At 42.4% G+C, this 17,682-nt stretch carries 9 protein-coding genes and 1 pseudogene; 7 read left to right on the forward strand and 3 right to left on the reverse strand.

The genetic code is table 11. From position 1 onward, the window contains the following. Positions 1-140 precede the first annotated feature (140 nt). Positions 141-1,442: an NCS2 family permease gene (locus BN1067_RS07910; RefSeq protein ID WP_053218346.1), complete on the reverse strand. Its 1,302-nt coding sequence runs from the start codon at positions 1,440-1,442 to the stop codon at positions 141-143. 554 nt (positions 1,443-1,996) lie between these two features. Here BN1067_RS07910 and BN1067_RS07915 point away from each other — a divergent pair. From BN1067_RS07915 to BN1067_RS07925, 3 genes are all read left to right on the forward strand, one after another. Next, positions 1,997-4,312, forward strand: coding sequence for a glycoside hydrolase family 65 protein (locus tag BN1067_RS07915; RefSeq protein WP_053218347.1), 2,316 nt, complete (start codon positions 1,997-1,999; stop codon positions 4,310-4,312). A 454-nt stretch (positions 4,313-4,766) separates the two neighbouring features. Continuing rightward, complete coding sequence (locus BN1067_RS07920; protein ID WP_110943381.1) at positions 4,767-9,080, forward strand: GH92 family glycosyl hydrolase; 4,314 nt, start codon at positions 4,767-4,769, stop codon at positions 9,078-9,080. Further along, on the forward strand, positions 9,077-9,889 hold the full coding sequence (locus BN1067_RS07925; protein WP_053218348.1) for a LamG domain-containing protein: 813 nt from the start codon (positions 9,077-9,079) through the stop codon (positions 9,887-9,889). Before BN1067_RS07920 ends, BN1067_RS07925 begins: the two co-directional genes overlap by 4 nt. Positions 9,890-9,982: 93 nt before the next feature. Here BN1067_RS07925 and BN1067_RS07930 read toward each other — a convergent pair whose 3' ends face one another. After that, the gene (locus BN1067_RS07930; RefSeq protein ID WP_053218349.1) at positions 9,983-11,389 is read right to left on the reverse strand and encodes a vWA domain-containing protein; all 1,407 of its coding nucleotides are present in this window, start codon (positions 11,387-11,389) and stop codon (positions 9,983-9,985) included. A gap of 246 nt (positions 11,390-11,635) precedes the next feature. Here BN1067_RS07930 and BN1067_RS07935 point away from each other — a divergent pair, with 246 nt between their 5' ends. Further along, on the forward strand, positions 11,636-12,430 hold the full coding sequence (locus BN1067_RS07935; RefSeq protein ID WP_053218350.1) for an ABC transporter ATP-binding protein: 795 nt from the start codon (positions 11,636-11,638) through the stop codon (positions 12,428-12,430). Between the two features lie 3,070 nt (positions 12,431-15,500). Next, positions 15,501-15,932: a GNAT family N-acetyltransferase gene (locus BN1067_RS07945; protein WP_053218351.1), complete on the forward strand. Its 432-nt coding sequence runs from the start codon at positions 15,501-15,503 to the stop codon at positions 15,930-15,932. Between the two features lie 184 nt (positions 15,933-16,116). On the opposite strand, the gene BN1067_RS07950 is transcribed toward BN1067_RS07945, so the two are convergent. Next, positions 16,117-16,389, reverse strand: coding sequence for a DUF1292 domain-containing protein (locus BN1067_RS07950; RefSeq protein ID WP_110943382.1), 273 nt, complete (start codon positions 16,387-16,389; stop codon positions 16,117-16,119). 134 nt (positions 16,390-16,523) lie between these two features. Between BN1067_RS07950 and BN1067_RS07955 the strand changes: the two genes are divergently transcribed. Together BN1067_RS07955 and BN1067_RS07960 are read left to right on the forward strand one after the other, a co-directional pair. Continuing rightward, the gene (locus tag BN1067_RS07955; RefSeq protein ID WP_053218353.1) at positions 16,524-17,039 is read left to right on the forward strand and encodes an LURP-one-related/scramblase family protein; all 516 of its coding nucleotides are present in this window, start codon (positions 16,524-16,526) and stop codon (positions 17,037-17,039) included. A 54-nt stretch (positions 17,040-17,093) separates the two neighbouring features. After that, positions 17,094-17,384: pseudogene (locus BN1067_RS07960) on the forward strand (CarD family transcriptional regulator); the annotation flags it as partial. Positions 17,385-17,682 lie beyond the last annotated feature (298 nt).

Below are 17,682 nucleotides of genomic sequence, written 5' to 3' on the forward strand. Positions count from 1 at the left end.
AGACTTTTCATTAGTGGTGTTTTATTTAGATACGTGTTTGTATCACCTGCTCGCCCAATATAAAAAATCCCCCTTCTGGTAGACGGAGGTTCTTACCATCCACCTGAAGGGGAATTTCAACTTATCTATCTATTCTCACATCAACTTATCACATGAAAGACAAAGTTAAACAAAAACAGGCCGGCGATGACGTACAATGCCAGGGAGACTTCCTTTGCTTTTCCGATGGCTATCTTCAAAATCGGATAAAGAATGAAGCCTACAGCAATTCCATCCGCAATACTGTATGTGAATGGAATCATGGCAATGATGAAAAAGGCCGGGAAGCTTTCGCTCATGTCTTCTAAGTTCAAGTGACGGATATTTTCCAGCATCAATCCTCCGATAATCATTAAAATCGGGGCGATTGCACTGTCGGGAATGAGCTTGATGACGGGAATGAAAAACGCTGACAGTAAAAACAGAAACCCTGTTGTCACGGTGGTCAATCCCGTTCTTCCACCAGCGGCCATACCAGCAGCTGTTTCTACAGTCGCAACAGTAGGGCTGGTTCCGAACAAACCGGACAAGGCTGCAGAAATAGAATTTGCCTGAAATGCACGGGCAAACTTTTCCGGTCGGTGAATGAAATTCACATGTCCATGGGTTAGTCCGATATTTTCAAACACAATCACCATGGTGATCAGAAATACGGCGATCCAAAAGGTCAATGAAAAGATATTTTCGAAAGACATGGCTCCGAATACATTCATATAATCCACAAAGGAAAAGGTTGCTTCTCCTGCAGCTTGCACGTTGATCAGACCGAACATCCAAGCAATCAAAGTGCCGGCAACCACCGTAATCAAGAAATTACCCGGAACATTTCGGATAAACAGGATGATGGCGATCAAAAAGGTCAGAATCGTGGCAAGCACCTGGGGGTCTCCCAATTCACCAAGAGTAATAATCGAGTTTGTTCCTTTTTCGACCATTCCGCCCTTTTCCAGTCCGATCAGCATCAAAAACAATCCGAGTCCAACTGTAATCGCCTCTTTTAACGACTGGGGAATCGCTTCACTTAACGTTTTTGCAAACCTGGTGAACGCGATGAACATAAACAATAATCCGGAGATAAATACGACAGCCAATGCTTCCTGCCATGTAACGCCCATCGACTGAACGATGGTGTATGAGAACAAGGCGTTTATTCCCATACCGGGCACAAGCAAAATCGGCACGTTCGCATAAAAGCCCATAATAAAACAGCCAGCGACTGAAGCGGCGATGGTTGCCAGAATGGCTGCTTCCAGCGGGATCCCCGCTTCTGACAAAATAAGGGAATTGACGGCGATGATATAGACAATCGCAAAAAAGCCGACCAATCCTGCCATTACTTCCCGTTTTACCGTCGTCTCATTCTGCTCAAGTTCAAAGAGCCGCTTAAACCAATTATGTTTCATGGCGGTCTATCCTATTCAATTAGCCCTCTCCCTACCCGCTCGTCCTGTCAAACGACAGGGAGCCACAAGATAGAATTGTAACAGATTTTCGCCCTGTTCACAATGGTTCTCTTCTCCAATATTGGCTTCTCCAAGGGAATAGGGCAGGTCCTTAGTATACATTTTCAAGCTGGTAAAAGAATCGAGATCAGGCATATATAAATCATGAAAAATGAAGCATTGTGAAAGCGTTTAGACTCCTTGTAAACAAAGGAATTTGTCAGAAATGTTTATTCGCAAAAAATATGTCGAATAAATTTCGGGAAATGTATTGTCAGTTCCCGCAGCTGTGGAGTATAATTAGCCTTTCGTGTAAATTGTAACTATGACTCTGTGGCATTCTTTTTAATGATGGCTTTTTCACGTGTGACATCCGCTTTTTATCACGATAGAAATTGCCTTTAGGGGACAATCTTGCAAAAATCCCCATAAACTAGTAGTAGAGAAGCATATTTATTGAATTAGCATCAAGTGTTAAAGCAGCTAAGGCAATTTGAAACAGGGAGCTAGATACTATGACTTGGAAAATCTCCAGAAGTTCTTTAAGAGAAAACGATCTGTTGTTGAATGAGAGTTTATTTGCCCTTGGCAATGGCTACTTGGGAGTAAGAGGAAACTTCGAAGAAGGCTATCCGGAAGACATTCGCTCGATTCGCGGCACTTATATAAATGCATTTCATGATGAAACGGAAATTAGTTATGGAGAAAAATTGCATGCTTTTCCGGATACCCAGCAAAAGCTGGTCAATATCATTGATGCACAAGACATAAAAATCGAAATCGATGGCGAGCTCTTTTCATTATTCACCGGAAAAATACAAAGCTATGAGCAGCATCTCCATTTTGATGCCGGTTTTTCAGAACGTCTGATCCATTGGGTGTCGCCATCCGGAAAAGAAGTAAAACTCCATTTCCGGCGATTGATTTCGTTTGCTTTAAAGGAATTGTTTTTGATGGACATTAAAGTAGAGCCTGTCAGCGATATCAAGGAGATAAAGATTGTTTCATCGGTTAACGGGGATGTATCCAATTATGTTGATAAGAAGGATCCTCGTGTTGCTTCAGGCCATGCAAAACGGACATTTGTCAAAGAGGCTGGGAAACAGGATGCATACAGCTTTATCCGCAATGAAACGATGGTGACAAAGCTGGAGGTTGCCTGTGTATCAGAGACAATTATCGATGCAGAAGCAGGTTACCGGTATAACAGCGGAGTAACCGACAAAGCTGTCGAAGAAACATACATTTGTGATGGCAGCAGTCCTGTCCACTTTACCAAGTTCAACATCTATACCGATACGTTACGGCATCAGGAAAAGCTGGTAGAGACAGGCATAGGTCTGCTCCAAAGGATTAAGGGAGCCATTTTTGAGGATTTCGTTGTCGAACAAACAGCATACCTGGATAACTTTTGGAGCAATTCTGACGTAATGATTGCAGGGGATGAACAACTGCAGGAAGGAATCCGTTTCAATTTGTTCCAGCTGCTGCAATCGGTCGGGAAGGATCCGGTCAGCAACATTGCGGCAAAAGGACTTTCCGGTGAAGGATATGAAGGGCACTACTTCTGGGATACGGAAATCTATATGTTCCCAGTCTTTTTGATGACCAATCCCGATTTAGCTAAAAATCTGCTTATTCAACGGTACTCGACGCTGGACAGTGCCAGACAGCGAGCATTGGAGATGGGGCACAGCAAAGGCGCGTTATTCCCGTGGCGGACTATTACAGGAACGGAATCTTCTGCCTTTTTCCCTGCAGGTACGGCGCAATATCATATTAGCGCAGATATTGCTTACAGTTATATTCAATACTTTCTGGCGACGACGGATGTCGATTTTCTCAAGGAATACATGGCAGAAGTGCTGTTCGAAACAGCAAGGTTGTGGATGGAGACCGGCCATATGTATGAAGGACAATTCCGAATCGACAATGTCACAGGTCCGGATGAATATACGTGTATCGTCAACAACAATTACTATACCAATGTCATGGCTAAACACAATTTAACTTGGGCGGTAAAGGCTTATAAGCTGCTGGAAGAGGTGGACGGCGTACAGCTTGACCAGTTGAAGACTGCATTGTCCCTCGATGAACAGGAAGTAAACGACTGGTTATTGGCGGGAGAGAATATGTATTTGCCATTTGATGAAAAATTAGGGATCAATGCGCAGGACGATACCTTTTTACAAAAGCGGCGGTGGGATATACCTGGTACACCGAAGGAGAAATTCCCATTACTATTGAATTATCATCCCTTGACTTTGTATCGTTATCAGGTATGCAAGCAGGCGGACACAATTCTCGGTCATTTTCTTCTGGAGGATGAGCAGAGCCTGGAGACAATACGCAAGTCCTACGATTATTATGAGCAGGTGACGACCCATGATTCGTCCTTGTCTTACTGTATTTTCAGCATCATGGCTTCCAAGCTTGGTTACCAGCGAAAGGCATATGATTACTTCATGAAAACGGCCCGCCTTGATTTGGATAACATGCATGGCAATACGAAAGACGGTCTGCACATGGCTAATATGGGTGGAACCTGGATGGCGATTGTTTATGGATTTGCTGGGCTGCGATTGAAAGAAACCGGGTTGTCCTTTTCACCAGTAATACCGGAGAAATGGGAAACGGCATCCTTCAATCTGCAATTCCAAAACAGGCAGCTCGCGGTCACCATGGAAAAGGATGGCATTTCTTATTGGTTGAAATCTGGAGAAGCGCTGACTTTCCGTCACTTTGATCAGGCTGTCACCTTGGAAAGCGGACAGTCGGTCAAAATCAGCACAGACAGCGGAGAACCGGACAAAAGCTTGGCAGTTGTATGATATAGATTGAGAATGAACAGGAATGCGATCTTTCGTATTCCTGTTTTTTCGTTTGGGTGGAAATTTACTTACACTAAGAGGGATCGTGTACGAAAGCGATGAAGACGAGTCGGAAAAATGATCCGGAAGTTGTTTTGATACGTACTGAAAATTTTAGATCCCTAGTTAAGAGATTTATAAAGCATCACTCAACAGAAGCTGTATTTGCACATCCAGCTTCTGTTTTTCGATGGCAAAGGAGTAGGTGATAAGTCCTGTTCTATATACATTTATCTCCTTCTCATACTACCTTTTAACTGTTTTCTGAAAATTCGCATAATCAAAGTTGAGGAAAATTTGTCGAGTCTTTTATAATGAATACGTTATATGTAAGCGCTTAGATTACCCTGAAAGGAGGGCGAAGAAGGTTAAGGATTCGACGAATGAGCGAAATTCCATAAAGGGGAGGTAAATGATGAGGATAAGACATGTTTCCAGAAATGTTTCCATCATACTTAGCTTTTTATTAATAATGCAAACGATGTCTGTTCTGGTAAGTAACCGTACTTATGCAGAAGAAGAGGAAGATGTTGATTTTTTTACATCATTTGAAGCGGGTGAAGCATTACCGGATTGGGAAAATACGGTAGAAACAGTGAATGGGGAAGAAAAAATAACTGGCGTTCATGGGGAGGTTCTCTATGAGGGCATCCAGGGAGACATTACTCAGCGTATAGAAGACGTATCGGTAAGCGCTGAAAATCCTCCAAACGAAGTAGCTGACATGCTTGTCGATCAGAGTGCCCAATCGAAATGGCTGGCATTTGAACCGACAGCATGGATTGAACTGGATTTTGCAGAACCGGAGCAAGTGATTAAATATGCGTTTACATCAGCCAACGATGCGCCGGGGAGAGATCCGAAAAATTGGACGCTGTACGGTTCTAATGATAAACAAGATTGGATAGAGCTGGATCAGCAGACAGATCAGGAATTTGAAGAGCGTTATCAACGTAAGCTTTTTGAGTTTGAGAATGATCAAGCATTCCAATATTACCGGTTTGAAATCACTGAAAATGCCGGGGAAGGACTAACGCAATTAGCGGAAATCGCGCTTTCCAATGGAGAAGATGCGCCTCCTGTAGAAACAGAAGGAGGAATGAAGGCATTCGTTGGTGAAGGACCGAACAGCAGCTATACGGCAAAAACGAATGTCGGCTGGACAGGAGAAAACGCCTTGACTTACCAAGGCACCCATACAGCGGAGGGACATGGATATTCGTATAACAAAGTATTTGATGTGAATATCCCGGTTACTGACAAGAGCAAGCTTTCCTACTATCTTCATCCACAATTCATGGATGACGATCACCTCGATTACTCCAGCACCTATGTGGCCATTGATCTCGCTTTTACGGATGGTACCTATTTAAGTGAGCTAGGGGCAAAAGACCAGCACGGTGTGGAACTGACGCCGCAGGCACAAGGAGACTCGAAGACACTTTATGCCAATCAGTGGAATTACAAATCGGCTGACATTGGTAAAGTAGCAGAAGGAAAGACGATCGACCGCATTCTTGTTGCCTATGATAACCCGGAAGGGCCGGGCGTATTCAAGGGAAGTGTCGATGATATTCGGATTGAAGGAAGTCCGGAAGAAGCAGTCTTTGACAGCCCCGTAGATTACGTCAATATTTTACGTGGTACGAACTCTAATTCGACATTTTCCAGGGGGAATAACTTCCCTGCAGTAGCTGTGCCACATGGTTTTAATTTTTGGGCACCAGTGACGGATGCAGGATCGACCAGCTGGCTTTATACGTATCAGCAGGCAAATAATGAAAATAACCTGCCTGAATTGGAGGCCTTTTCTCTTAGCCATGAGACAAGCCCGTGGATGGGTGATCGCCAGACGTTCCAAGTAATGCCGTCTGCGGCCGATGAGCCGAATGCAGACCGTGAAGAGAGGGCACTTGCATTCAAGCATGAAAACGAAATAGCGAAACCGCACTATTACAGTGTCCGTTTTGAAAATGGCATCCGGACCGAGATGACGCCGACAAATCGGGCGGCAATGTTCCGGTTCAGTTTCACTGGTGGCAGCGGCAAGCTGATTTTTGACAACGTCAACAACAATGGCGGTCTTACATTGAATCCGGATGAGAAAACGATCAGCGGTTATACCGATGTCAAAAGCGGACTTTCCACAGGCGCAACCCGGATGTTCGTTTATGCGGAGTTTGATCAGGAAATAACGGACAGTGGAAAATTGACAGGAGAAGGCAGAAACAATGTCACGGGCTTTTATGCGTTTGATACTTCCGATAACCAAACCGTTACGATGAAAGTAGCCACTTCCCTGTTGAGCGTAGAGCAAGCTAAAAAGAACTTGGAACAGGATATCCAGCCGGATGATACGTTCGATCATTTACGACAGGCTGCCAAACAGGCATGGGAAGACAAGCTGGATATCATTGAAGTGGAAGGAGCCAGCAAGGATGAGTTGACCACATTGTATTCCAATATGTACCGCTTGTTCCTCTATCCGAATGTCGGCTATGAAAATACAGGCACCCTGGAAGAACCGCGCTATCAATATGCAAGCTCCTTTTCCGAAGCTGTTGGGGAAAATACGGCGACCGAAACAGGGGCAAAAATCGTCGATGGTAAAGTGTATGTCAACAATGGTTTTTGGGATACGTACCGGACTTCATGGCCTGCATACTCCTTGCTGACGCCGACGAAAGCCGGAGAAATGATCGACGGATTTGTCCAGCAGTATAAGGATGGCGGCTGGATTTCAAGATGGTCGTCACCTGGTTATGCGAATTTGATGGTCGGAACCAGTTCAGATGTGGCGTTTGCTGATGCGTATCTGAAAGGGGTAACCAATTTCGACGTCGATGCCTTCTATGAATCAGCTATTAAAAATGCTGCTGTCCGCAGCGATGATGACAGTGTTGGCCGTAAAGGACTGGCTGCTTCGATTTTTGACCGGTATACCAATACAGCCACTGGTGAAGGAATGTCCTGGGCGATGGATGGGTACATCAACGATTATGCGATTGCCAATATCGCCGATAAGCTGGCGGAGGAAACCGGCGAGAAGCAATATGAAACAGATGCTGCTTACTATAAAGAACGAGCTAGTAATTATGAGGAAATGTTCAATAAAGAAGCCGGGTTCTTTATGGGGCGTACCCCTTCCGGTGATTGGCGAACCGCTGCAGAGTCGTTCAATCCTGCAGAGTGGGGCGGAGACTACACAGAAACAAACGCCTGGAATATGGCTTTTCATGTACCACAGGATGGCCAGGGATTGGCGAATCTGTATGGCGGGAGAGATGGCCTAGCCGAGAAGCTGGATCAATTTTTCTCCACGCCCGAAACAGCAGGATATCCAGGACATTACGGTGGATTGATTCATGAAATGCGGGAAGCAAGGGATGTGCGTATGGGAATGTACGGACATAGTAATCAGCCGGCACATCATATCCCGTACATGTACAACTATGCCGGCCAGCCGGAGAAAACGCAGGCAAAGGTTCGAGAAGCATTATCCCGTCTCTACTTGGGCAGTGAAATCGGGCAGGGGTATCCAGGCGATGAGGATAATGGCGAAATGTCTGCATGGTACTTATTTAGTGCTGCCGGATTCTACCCGCTGCAAATGGGGTCACCGGAATATGCAATAGGTGCTCCGTATTTCGAAAAGATGACCATCCATTTGGAAAATGGCAAGGACATCGTTATCAACGCGCCTGATGTCAGTGACAAAAACAAGTACGTCCAAAGCCTGAAAGTAAATGGCAAGCCGTATGAAAAGCTCACATTGAAGCATGAGACCCTGGCTGACGGTGCAGTCCTGGACTTTGAAATGGGGGATACTCCATCTGATTGGGGCAAAGGAGAAGAGGCGCTTCCGAATTCTCTTACTGATACCAAAACAGATGGCTCCGCATTGTCTGCCGATCCGCTTCACGATTTAACAGATGACAATGAAGGAACAACCTATCATGCGGATCAGGGAACAGCTGATCGGCTATTTGACAATACTTCCAAATCGGTATTGTCGCTTGAAAGCGAGGAGCCATGGGTGCAATATAACTTTGCCGGCAATGCCCGGCATGCGCTGATGTACACGATTACCTCCAGTGACGAGAAGCAGCAGGATCCGAAGAAATGGGTGCTGATCGGTTCGAATGACGGAGAAGACTGGACGGTACTTGATCGCCGGGAAGAGGAGAATTTCCAATGGCGCAACTATACCCGTCCGTTTACGATTGAAAATCCGGGCAACTACCAGTTTTATCGACTGATCATAAAAGAGAACGGTGGTTCGGATCGGACGTCGATTGCCGAGTTGGAACTGCTTGGCTATGGGGACACTAGTGATTTATTTGCGGAGGCTGCCCAGGAAGTAAGCGACTTTGCCGCTTCGGGTTATCTTGCTAAGACACTGGAAAAACAACTGAATGAAAAGCTTGATCAGTCGCTCAGCCAGTTTGAAAAGTATCACATAAAGCAGTCGCTTAAGAAACTAGATGATGTTACCGAGAAATTGAATAAAAAGTCGTCTGATGTTTCGAAGGAAGCACAGCGACAGCTAAACGCGGATGTGAATGTATTAAGAGGTATGGTTGAAAACTTCGTTGACAGAGTGCCCGCTTCTGGGAAAGAAGAATGGCAATATGATGGGGAAGTATCACAAACTCCTATCTTTGAGTTTGCCAATCTGGAAGCAAATGCTATCGAACCAGATGAAGATGCCACGAGTCCGTTGAAGTGAAAAACAGCGGTTTAATGGAAGGGGAAAAGCAAATCGATTTCACCTTTGATGGCGAGCTAAGGGAGTCAAAGACAATCGGCCTTGCGCCGGGCGAATCGGAAACGGTCACCTTTACGGTTCCGAATGTACCGCAAGGGATCCACCAAGTTCAGATCAACGACTTATCAACAGTCCTTCATGCTCTTTATGCTGGACAGCCTGTTTTGGAATTGGGCTTTGAAGAGGAAAATCCCGGCGCAATTGCTGACAGCTCGGCTTATGAACAGGAGGTGTCCGTAGGCGGAAATGCTTCCGTGTCGGAAGGGAAATTTGGTCAAGCATTGCGGCTGGATGGCGGTTGGGCTAAAATTCCCGACTCCGACTTGTTAAATGGAGGAAAACAGCTATCGATTAGTCTCTGGGTAAATCTTGATGATGCGGATCAGGATCAGAAAATCATTGGAAAAACCTCCATTGGCAACGGCTATGTAGTCGGAGTCGAGGAAGGAATTTATCCAGAGGTATGGACGGAAACAGGAAGGCTCTCCTTCAATGAAGGAATGATTGCATCCCGGGAATGGACCCATCTTGTCCTGACGTGGGAGCAAGGGGAGCAATTGATCGCCTATATCGATGGAGAAAAAGTAGCAGAATCTGCAGCAGGCAACAGTCCTGTAGCTGACAACGAAAACGATTTGATTATTGGCGGAGCTCCTTGGAATCCTAGCTCATTACAGATGAAAGGCAGTGTCGATGAAGTAAAAATGTATAAGGATGTTTTGAGTACAGAAGAAGTGGAGCAGTTGTACCAAAACAATACAATTGAATAAGCTACCAATCAAGGACAGCAGTTTTTGACGTAATAGGGCAGCCCCAAATGTTTTGATAACAAATGGGGCTGCCTTTTTGATTTACCGTAAAAATCAGTTCCCGTTATTGGAATCGTATGTTTCGTCTATTTCCTCTTTCGTTTCGCTATATGTTTCGTCGATGGTTGTTGAATTTTCATCATAGAATTCTTGTAGTTCATCCACCATACTAGAAAAGTAGTCATCAATTTGGTCGACGACAAGGGAATATGTTTCTTGGTCAAAGTCATGCTGATTCTTTGCTTTGATTAATAGGTTCTTGACTTTGTTTTTATAATTTATCAATCTGACATTCGTATCATTTTTCAGATTTATCAATTCCACTTTATCTTGGTTTTTTTGATTAATAGCATCGACTGTATGCTGGTTTCTCCAGTTTATCCACTTAACAAACGTTTGATTTGATTCTTTGAATTCATTGACTAGTTCCTGCTGGTTATTCGCCTGAATGTATCTTCCTTCTGCAGCTTCGGCCACTTTTTCCAATTGTTCTCTTTGTTCTGAACCAACTGCAAAACCAATGATATTGATTATTGGTTGTATATCGGATGCTACAAGATCTTCTGCAACTTTCTCAGGGTTTCCGTCGCAGGTTTCTTCCCCATCTGACACCAGATAGATAACATTGGTGTTTGAATCACTGTTTAGGTTTTGAAGGGTTTCTCCAGCCTGTTTCAGTGATGATGCAATGGGGGTCCAGCCTTTTGGCTCTACTTCAGCCAGAGCATTGTCAAATTCCGTGCTATTATATTTTTTTAGCGGATAGATTTCTTCAATACTTTTACAGGAGAGCTCTTTGTCTTCGTCACTGCCAGAGCCTTCAAATCCATAAATGGTAAGGGATACATTTGTTTTCTCTGGCAGATTTGAAACGAAGTCTGTAATGGCGTCTTTGGCAATCTCCATCTGGCTCTTTCCATTTTGTTCTGCTTTCATGGAGCCAGAAGCATCTAAAATAATCGCTACATTTATGTTTTCCTTCACTTCCTGGCCATTTAATTTCAAACCGCTTTTATTTTGTAAATCTTCCAAGGTGATTTTTCCGCGGGGCTCGAAGGAAGTAAGACCGGGAAGTTCAGGATGATAGTGTGTAAACAGGAGATGATTGATAGAAGCCGCTCTTGCTTCAAGGGGAATGTCCTGATGATTGATGCCGGCAATTTCCTGTATAAAGTTATCTTTCTCAGATTCTTGCGGCTCATTTTCTTTTCCCCACCATTCTCCAGGTGTTGCTTCTTCCGCCTCTTTTAAAGTGGATGGGTACTGAAACGTATCATCGGTCTGAGAACTAATTGTATCTTCCTCTGTATCCTGCTCGTTTTCTTTCTTTTCATCATCTGTGCTTTTTTCTTCTGTTTTCTGATCGTTGGTGGGTTTTTCTGAAGTGGATTCAGCACTATTTCCGCAGGCTGAAAGAATCAAGAGGCAAAAAACTAAGATTAGTAACAACCGTGCTTTCATTTATCATTCCTCCAAACGATATTTATCTTTTTTTATGATACTTTAGCCTGGCGGAAGAGTAAACAAAAGACGGTTAGAGATAATCGTATTGCTCAGAAGACATTCCTTCTGTGTAGTTCCGGCAGTATTTTCTTGATACAAACAAACTTATTTAAATGCGCTTTCATGTGTTTGAAATACCTTCCTCATCTAAAGGAAAATTATGTTAAAGTTAAAGTACATACTAGTTAAGCGGGTGATGAAAAGATGCAAAATCAGGACGAAAAAATTCTTTCCCTGACCAACTTGATGATGAGTTACGGTGGGGACCCTGTTTTAAAGTGGATAGATCTAGACGTGTACCGCGGCCAAATCATTGGATACATAGGACCAAATGGGGCGGGGAAAAGCACCACGGTGAAAATCATGCTCGGACTTTTGGACGGGTATAATGGAACGGTAGAAATTTTCGGACAGGACATCGCCAATGGAGATCCTTCGTATAGGCGGAAAATTGGCTATGTTCCGGAAAACGCCGAGATTTATGACAACTTGACTGCGTGCGAATATCTTACGTTTACGGGCGAAATGTACGGAATGGATGCCGAAGAAGCAGAACGGAAAGCACTGCTTCTGCTCGACAAGTTTGAGATGCGCGGCGTATTCCATACAAAAATCTCTTCTTTTTCCAAAGGGATGAAGCAAAAAGTTTTGATTATTTCCAGTTTACTGCATGATCCGGATTTATTATTTCTTGATGAACCGTTAAGCGGACTGGATGCGAACAGTGTGATGATTATTAAAGAAATCCTGGCACAGCTTGCTGCAGAGGGCAAAACTATTTTTTATTCGTCTCATATCATGGAAGTGGTAGAAAAAATCAGCAGTAGGATTGTATTGCTGGCAGACGGTAAAATCGTAGCCGATGGGACGTTTGCTGAACTGCAGGCAAAAAATGAGGAAGGGACATTGGAAGAAATCTTCAATCAGCTGACAGGCTTTAATGAACATCGTGCGATTGCTGAATCGTTTGTGGCGGTTGTCCGGGAGGGTGACAGCTGATGAAGAACTTTTTATCATTGCAACTTCTGGATTATGGTAGTCGTTTGTTTACCATGCTCGGGGCTGATTATTTGGTAATGCGACGGATTTTGCAGGTGAAATTGACGATGGATCAGCGCAGGGTTCCGACGATTTTTGAACAATCGAAAACTAAAGAAGGAAATCAATTCATCAAATCGCTAGGTCTTTACGCTTTTTATGGATTGATTCTTATTCCGTTCATCGTGTTTGGTGATTACTATCTATTTCAGATGAGCCTCGTTTTCGCCATGATGATGTTTATTCTGATGACAACGATGATTGCCGATTTCTCAGCTGTCCTTTTGGATGTAAGAGACAAAAACATCCTTCACACAAAACCTGTTGATCAGCGGACAGTTAATATAGCCAAGATTGTTCACGTCTGTATTTATATGACACAAGTTACTGGTGCCTTTTCTCTGCTTCCGCTGCTTGTCGGTTTATTCTTCAAAGGCTTCCTGTTTACCGTTATCTTTCTAGTTGAAATCTTGTTGACTGGTATGTTGGTTGTCGTCTTGACAGCGCTCATCTACATGTTTATTTTGCAGTTTTTTGATGGTGAACGGTTAAAAGACGTCATTAATTATGTCCAAATTTTACTCTCGATTGGAATAGTCGTCGGGTACCAGGTATTGGTTCGGGTATTCGATTTTTCCGAGTTAAACGTCGACTTTACGTTTCAATGGTGGCATCTATTGCTTCCACCGATATGGTATAGCGCACCTTTTGAGTGGTTATTGAATGGCAATACTGCTGGCTACATCGTTGGCTATTCCATCATGTCGCTTGTGGTGCCGATAATGGCAATTATTATATACAGTAAACTTGTACCATCTTTTGAACAAAATTTGCAGAAGCTCCTGCAATACAATGGAGATAATAAGCGGAAGGCGCACCGGATTGATCAATTGTTTGCAAAGATATTGTGTAAGACGAAGGAAGAACGGACATTCTTCCGGTTTTCAGCGCTAATGATGAAACAAGAACGAGCGTTTAAATTGAAAGTTTATCCGTCGCTTGGATTTGCTTTTGTATTTCCATTCATTTTCCTTTTCAATGAAGTAAGCAGGAACGGGTTCGGTGCATTACCTGGAAGTAAGTATTTCTTGACCATCTATTTTGTGAATATCATGATTCCTGCTGTCATACATATGCTCAAATTTTCCGGTAACTACAAAGGGGCATGGCTGTTCCGCACCGCTCCCATCCAAAACGAAGTCATCTTTTACAGGGCGGCTTTAAAGGCCTTTTTGACCAAGCTCTATTTACCGATCACGGTCGTGCTTAGCATTCNATTGCAACTTCTGGATTATGGTAGTCGTTTGTTTACCATGCTCGGGGCTGATTATTTGGTAATGCGACGGATTTTGCAGGTGAAATTGACGATGGATCAGCGCAGGGTTCCGACGATTTTTGAACAATCGAAAACTAAAGAAGGAAATCAATTCATCAAATCGCTAGGTCTTTACGCTTTTTATGGATTGATTCTTATTCCGTTCATCGTGTTTGGTGATTACTATCTATTTCAGATGAGCCTCGTTTTCGCCATGATGATGTTTATTCTGATGACAACGATGATTGCCGATTTCTCAGCTGTCCTTTTGGATGTAAGAGACAAAAACATCCTTCACACAAAACCTGTTGATCAGCGGACAGTTAATATAGCCAAGATTGTTCACGTCTGTATTTATATGACACAAGTTACTGGTGCCTTTTCTCTGCTTCCGCTGCTTGTCGGTTTATTCTTCAAAGGCTTCCTGTTTACCGTTATCTTTCTAGTTGAAATCTTGTTGACTGGTATGTTGGTTGTCGTCTTGACAGCGCTCATCTACATGTTTATTTTGCAGTTTTTTGATGGTGAACGGTTAAAAGACGTCATTAATTATGTCCAAATTTTACTCTCGATTGGAATAGTCGTCGGGTACCAGGTATTGGTTCGGGTATTCGATTTTTCCGAGTTAAACGTCGACTTTACGTTTCAATGGTGGCATCTATTGCTTCCACCGATATGGTATAGCGCACCTTTTGAGTGGTTATTGAATGGCAATACTGCTGGCTACATCGTTGGCTATTCCATCATGTCGCTTGTGGTGCCGATAATGGCAATTATTATATACAGTAAACTTGTACCATCTTTTGAACAAAATTTGCAGAAGCTCCTGCAATACAATGGAGATAATAAGCGGAAGGCGCACCGGATTGATCAATTGTTTGCAAAGATATTGTGTAAGACGAAGGAAGAACGGACATTCTTCCGGTTTTCAGCGCTAATGATGAAACAAGAACGAGCGTTTAAATTGAAAGTTTATCCGTCGCTTGGATTTGCTTTTGTATTTCCATTCATTTTCCTTTTCAATGAAGTAAGCAGGAACGGGTTCGGTGCATTACCTGGAAGTAAGTATTTCTTGACCATCTATTTTGTGAATATCATGATTCCTGCTGTCATACATATGCTCAAATTTTCCGGTAACTACAAAGGGGCATGGCTGTTCCGCACCGCTCCCATCCAAAACGAAGTCATCTTTTACAGGGCGGCTTTAAAGGCCTTTTTGACCAAGCTCTATTTACCGATCACGGTCGTGCTTAGCATTCTCTTTCTTTCTATTTTCTCCTTCCGCATCATCCCGGATTTGATGGTGGTACTCGTGACAGGAGTATTGCATGCTTTGATTTCTTATAAACTATTAAACAATCAAACCATCTATCCTTTTTCTCGTTCGTTCGAATTCGCTTCCGACACGGATACGGCCAAGAATATCCTTTTAATGATGATTGTCGCCGTATTTGGGGGATTTCATTACCTGGCTACGATCGTGCCCTTTGGTGTGTTTGGTTATCTTGGAATGATCGCTGTTGTACTCATTATTTGCTGGAAGCTTGCGTTTCCCGTAAAAGAAAAGAAGGTGGTAGCCGGACAGACTTGACGGCAGAATATTAAATAGCATTTGCCCACACGTTGGAGCAATTTAATCTCTGTTAGGGAGAAATACCAGCATTCTGTCCATTTAATGGAAGGAAAGCTTGGAGATATTTAAGGGGGAAAAGGTGAGTGAGTATTAGACCAGCCAAAAATATAGAAGTCAATAAATTAGTAGAAATATGGTATGAAGGTTCTTTAATAGCACACGACTTTATTGATAAGACATTTTGGGAATCAAAGCAAACGGAGATGGCAGAAAGATATTTTCCAATGTCTGAAAACTTTGTTGTTAGTAAGGAAAAAGATGTTGTCGGCTTCGTATCGATGATCGATCATTACTTGGCTGCATTGTTTATTGATGTAAATCATCAAGGTAGGGGATATGGCAAGGAGTTGTTAGAGTTTATAAAAAGACGAAGGGAAAATATACAATTAAAGGTGTACGAGAAAAATAAAAAAGCCGTTGATTTCTATTTGAAGAATGGCTTTGTTATAAAGGAAGAAATCATAGATGAACAGACTTCTGAGAAAGAATTTTTAATGGAATGGGAAAAGAGTTAAGTGTTGCTAGACGAGTTAGAGTTATTACATGAAAATACAAACGAATCATCTTTATCAATTGGGCGCTATCCCTTAATAAGGGATGGCGCCGGAATTTGGCTGCACGTCCTTCTACAACAAAAGGTGGACTAAGAATAGTCTCGCCCTCAGATGAATCAAATCTTTTGATTAGCGGTCCATCGTTTTAGTCTTCTTCTATAATTACATCAAACGCTTCTGATACTTTATCAAATTCTTCATCAGACTCAATAGCTGATAAATCACCTTCATTGTCTATCTTTAAGAAAAAGATATCTATATCGCCTTCGTTTTCATTCTGTAAGTCCTCTGCAAAGCTGACAGCTATATAGTCTGTACCTTTTAAGGTGACCTTTGCTAAAACTTCAACAGTTTGCTCCTCATTTGTTTCATCACTTATGGTAAATGTTTCTCCCACTTTGATTTCTTCCATAATCATTACGCTCCCTTCATGTATAAAAAAATGTTTTTATTCTCCCTAAAAGATCTAGTTCTATGTGTAAATCCCTGAAGATGGAACCTAGTTTGTCTGTTATCCGTAGTTAGAGTAACAATATTCTTAGGAGGATATCAATGGGGGAGTCCATTTATTTTAAAGATAACTTTTTCTCTGCCGGTACGACGGAGATTTTTAACGAGAACCATGAACAAATTGGATTACTGGATTTAAAGAGTGCGTTTTCTTCTGGCGTGGATGTGAAGGATAAAGAAGGGCTTATTGTTATGAAAGGTTCATTTCCTTTTCTGTTTAGGGGATGGGTAGTGAGAAATCAACATGAAGAAGAAATTGGTCAACTGAAGCAAAAGCTGGCTTTTTTCTCTAAAAAATTCATTTACGATTCCTATCAGGGGGAGTATGAAATTAGATCAGAAGCATTCTCCAAGGATTATGATATTCTCGATAAAAGTGGTAATTTAGCAGCTACATTTAAAAAGGTCAGCGAATTTTTCCAATCGCCGGCTTATGAATTAAATAATCACTCGTCAGAGTTGTCGAATGAGGAATTAATTGCAGTTGTAATGGGAGTCAACATGTTTATGAAACGTAACAATTCTGCTGGGGCGAGTGGTGGATCGGCTGGTGGATAATGTTCAAGAAAAAACAAAAGATTTATTTACTTGTGTTGCGCAGCACGAATATACAGTAATATGCAGGTGATGATACCTACGGGTAAAATAATGAGTTCAAGTATACAACCAGTTACTGACATTATTGCATTAAAACACATCATGCACATTTTTCAATATGGAAAATCAGATACGTTACGATCGTGGAAACAAAGGTATAAAGTGTACACGGACAAAATAAAAACGGGTAAAATACAAGAAGGTGCTGAAGTTGTACGTGATTTAATGCGTATGAAGAAAGAGAAGGAACTTAATACAAGCGAGAAAAAATGTTGGATAATGCGCATGAAGTTTTAATTTAGTTAACTGAGGTTAATTAAAGGGATCACTGAAAATCAAATAAAGAGCTTTTGTTAAGCCCTAATGATAAGAATCTATAAACATCTCCCGAAAACACCCTCAATTTGAGAGGATTTTTATTGAAAAATCCTCTCAAATACATTCAACTTCTTCAACTCACTTTTAGAACATTGACCTCTTTTGTTATTTCATCTCTTGTTACTTAATTCTCTTTTTAGGAATGATTGAAGTTACTCAAATTACCCGATAATATGGTCACGTATATTTTGTAAAAAGAAGACCGCTAAAACAATAGTATATCTAC

This window comes from Virgibacillus senegalensis, assembly GCF_000821245.2.
Taxonomy (GTDB): Bacteria; Bacillota; Bacilli; order Bacillales; family Amphibacillaceae; genus Sediminibacillus; species Sediminibacillus senegalensis.

Bases quoted from the DNA above. Each gene is read 5' to 3' on its own strand.
- BN1067_RS07910 (WP_053218346.1), bottom strand. From the start codon at position 1,442: ATGAAACATAATTGGTTTAAGCGGCTCTTTGAACTTGAGCAGAATGAG.
- BN1067_RS07915 (WP_053218347.1), top strand. From the start codon at position 1,997: ATGACTTGGAAAATCTCCAGAAGTTCTTTAAGAGAAAACGATCTGTTG.
- BN1067_RS07920 (WP_110943381.1), top strand. From the start codon at position 4,767: ATGAGGATAAGACATGTTTCCAGAAATGTTTCCATCATACTTAGCTTT.
- BN1067_RS07930 (WP_053218349.1), bottom strand. From the start codon at position 11,389: ATGAAAGCACGGTTGTTACTAATCTTAGTTTTTTGCCTCTTGATTCTT.
- BN1067_RS07935 (WP_053218350.1), top strand. From the start codon at position 11,636: ATGCAAAATCAGGACGAAAAAATTCTTTCCCTGACCAACTTGATGATG.
- BN1067_RS07950 (WP_110943382.1), bottom strand. From the start codon at position 16,389: ATGATTATGGAAGAAATCAAAGTGGGAGAAACATTTACCATAAGTGAT.
- BN1067_RS07955 (WP_053218353.1), top strand. From the start codon at position 16,524: ATGGGGGAGTCCATTTATTTTAAAGATAACTTTTTCTCTGCCGGTACG.